At 30.6% G+C, this 3,433-nt stretch carries 2 protein-coding genes and 1 pseudogene; all 3 read left to right on the forward strand.

All coding sequences use genetic code 11. The annotated features are described in order from the left end of the window. Positions 1–960, forward strand: a 960-nt coding sequence (locus AAV96_RS00365) for a glycosyltransferase (protein WP_046737878.1), incomplete at its 5' end; no start/stop codon positions are given. Then, complete coding sequence (locus AAV96_RS00370; RefSeq protein ID WP_046737879.1) at positions 953–2,362, forward strand: oligosaccharide flippase family protein; 1,410 nt, start codon at positions 953–955, stop codon at positions 2,360–2,362. The genes AAV96_RS00365 and AAV96_RS00370, both read left to right, overlap by 8 nt. 708 nt (positions 2,363–3,070) lie before the next feature. Next, positions 3,071–3,289 (forward strand): annotated as a pseudogene (locus AAV96_RS00380) (J domain-containing protein); the annotation flags it as partial. Positions 3,290–3,433: the final 144 nt, after the last annotated feature.

Raw genomic sequence — 3,433 nt, forward strand, 5'->3', positions numbered from 1 at the left:
GCAATATTTTTTTCGACTCTTTTTTTTGTTGCGAGAGTACTTTTTTATAAATTGTATTTAAAAAAAATTGTTAAGAGGCTTAAAGGTGAAATTCTAATATATTCTTATTGGAAGGATATTGGGTATTATGCATCATGTTTATTAAAAAAAGAATATAAAAGAATAAAAATTATTTCAAGAGCACATGGTTTTGACTTATATGAAGAACGTAGGAAGTTTAGCTATATGCCTCTAAAAAGGCAGTTTAAAGATAATGCTGAAAAAATTTATTTACTTTCAGAAAGTGCTTTGGCGTACTATCGTGATAGATACTCCTATTCGGAAGAGAAATTGGATATATCTCGTTTAGGTGTATTTTTGCCTAATAAAATTAAATATTTTAATTCAGATAAAAAGACATTTACTGTTTTGAGTTTATCATCATGTATTCCAATTAAACGGGTAGACAAAATTATAGATGCTATAAATCAATTTAGTGTAAAAAATAATATCAGAGTGAATTGGGTACATATTGGTGATGGAGTGCTATTTGATCAGCTAAAAAATAAAACAAAAAAATTATCCGATTTAAATAATAATTTTAATGGGACATTTTTAGGGCAATTAAGTAATAAAGATGTCCATGAATGGTTATCTATAACAAATGTAGATGTAATTATTAATGCTAGTGAGTCTGAAGGAGTTCCTGTTTCACTTATGGAAGCTATGAGTTATGGGGTTCCTGCTATTGCTCCAGATATAGGGGGGATTTCAACTCTAATTGTAGAAAATAATGGTTATTTAATGTCATCTTCTGCAGATGTCTATGAAATTATAATGGGTTTAGAAACGATTTTTTCTTTACAAGATGTTAATTCATATAGAAATAGTGCACGGAATATGATTGATAGGCAGTTTAATGCAGAAAAAAATTATAAAGCATTTATTTCTCAAGCAGAAAAAATGATAGAAAATGGATAAGAAAAAAATATTAGCCTATGCAATAGGTCCTGTGGGTTCAGGAATATTCAGCGTTGCGACCTTACCAATAATTACATGGTTTTATAATGTTGATGATGTAGGGCGCATTTCTATGTTGCAAATATTTACATCATTTGCCATATTATTCTTTTGTTTAGGTTTAGATCAGTCGTATGTTAGAGCATATCATGATTCAGATAATAAACCCCTATTGTTGAAACATGCAATGTTTCCAGGGGTTTGTATATGTATCTTGTCTTGCTTATTGATTTTTATATACAAACCAGATTTTATTTCTAAGATATTATATAGTGTTGAAAGTGTATATTTAAGTTTTTTAACATTTTTTTGTTTTATTGTTGCTTTAATCAGTCGATTTTTATCTCTTACTTTAAGGATGCAAGAGAGAGCAATAGCTTTTTCTATGAGCCAAGTGTTGCCTAAAATACTATTATTGCTATTTGTAATAAGTGCCGTAGTATGGGCTGGAAGTAGAGATAGTAAACAACTATTTACTGCAAATGCGCTGGCTTTATTTATTGCTTGCCTAATCTTTGCATGGAATACTCGTAATGATTGGATACCAGCATTTGCTCAGAAATTCGATAAGATAGAGTTTCAGACTCATTTATCCTATGGTTTTCCTCTTTTAATAGGAGGTCTTGCTTCATGGGGATTAAATGTATCAGATCGTATATTTTTAAGATTATTCTCTTCTTATACTGATCTCGGTGTTTATTCTGTAGCAATGAGTATTGCATCTGCTGCAACTATTTTTGCAACCATTTTTAATACAATTTGGGCTCCCTTAGTCTTTAAGTGGGTGAGTAGTAGTGAAATTGATTTAAAGAAAATAGACGATATTTCAGAATATATTTTGATGGCTATATATTTTATAGTTGTTGTAGCAGGTTTGTTTTCATGGCTTTTAGACTTCATATTACCTAATCAATATCTTTCGGTTAAGTATTTGATAATAATATGTATAATCGGACCTTTATTTTATACATTATCTGAAGTAACAGGTATAGGTATTGCAATAGCTAAGAAAACTAGATTTTCTATGTATGCTTCTATTGCGGCTATGCTCACAAGTATCGTTTTAAATTTTTTCCTAGTGAAAAAATTAGGTGCTTTAGGGGCAGCTATATCAACAGCTTTCTCATTTTGGTTTTTTTATATTTTACGAACGGAATTTTCTCAACTTGTTTGGCGGAAAACAATTAAACTTAGAGGTTATTTAATAACCTTTTCAATTTTATTAATTTCATCTATTTATTCACTTTTAATGATGAGTATAGGGTTGCAGATGGCTTATTGGGGAATGTTTTTAATCTTAGGTATGTTTATCTTCAAAAGGGAGATTAACTCTATTTTAAATCTTTTTAAGAGGCGAAGATGAGATATAAAAAATTTTCCTATTTTTTTCTGTTGGTATATATTTTTTTCTTTCATATATTAGAGAGTTATTCAAACTCTGCCGTACAAATAGGCACTTACTTTCTTGCTTTTCCCTTATTTCTATGTTGGATTTTGGAAAGCATTTTTTCTAAAATAGGTGTATTTTATAGATCAGAATTATTGCTGATTTTCTATATTTTTTATGCACTTCTAACATGTATTTGGAGTTGGGATATAGATTATTCATTTAATTATTTTTTTAGATTTTTTAGTGTTGCTCTTTTATATGTAATCATGCTGGATTTGATACGAGATTCTAATAGATTATTTCAGACTTTACTTGCATATGTTTTGGGGGTGTTACTAATAGCCTTTAGTGGTCTGAAGAATATTATTTATAATCAAAGTTATAATGAGTGGACTGGTCGATTTTCAGCTGATGGGTTTGATCCCAATAATTTTGGTATTATTCTAAATCTTGCGGTAATTTTTATTTATTTATTGATTTTTAATAAAAAAATAAAATTTATTTTTGCAGTTCCAATAATATTTTTATTCTCATTCTTAATTTTGTCTACGGGCTCAAGGGCATCTTTAGGTGTATTTGTTTTAGGTTTATTTCTAATTTTGTTACTTGTTGGCGTTAGAAAACCAATAATATTATTTATGTTTCCAGTTTTCTTCCTCGTATTCCATGCCGACCAACACCTTGACTCAAGCACAACAAGCGGCTTGTGAGTTACTCGAAATATCTCCTGAACAGTTGGATCGTCAAACGCTGACCCAAGCTTACCGTCGTAAGATGGCGGATTTCCATCCTGATCAATACCAACAATTGCCTCCAGCGGTACGACAGTTGATTGAACAACGGGCACAACAACTGAACCAAGCACGCAACTGTTTAGAGGAATTTCTAGAATCCGCTTAATCGCAGACCCTAGCAGCTTTGTCCAATGTGAATGGCTTGGATATTTAATCAGAATAAAGAAATTTCAAATACATATTACCTCTCTGAAGACCCAGCACCTAGCCAAGACACAACCTGACTGAGTGCTGTTCTAACATTCAAGAA

The sequence above is a fragment of the Acinetobacter sp. AG1 genome (assembly GCF_001005525.1).
GTDB classification, from domain to species: domain Bacteria; phylum Pseudomonadota; class Gammaproteobacteria; order Pseudomonadales; family Moraxellaceae; genus Acinetobacter; species Acinetobacter modestus.

Excerpts from the sequence above, each read along its gene's own strand:
- AAV96_RS00370 (WP_046737879.1), top strand. The coding sequence starts at position 953 with ATGGATAAGAAAAAAATATTAGCCTATGCAATAGGTCCTGTGGGTTCA.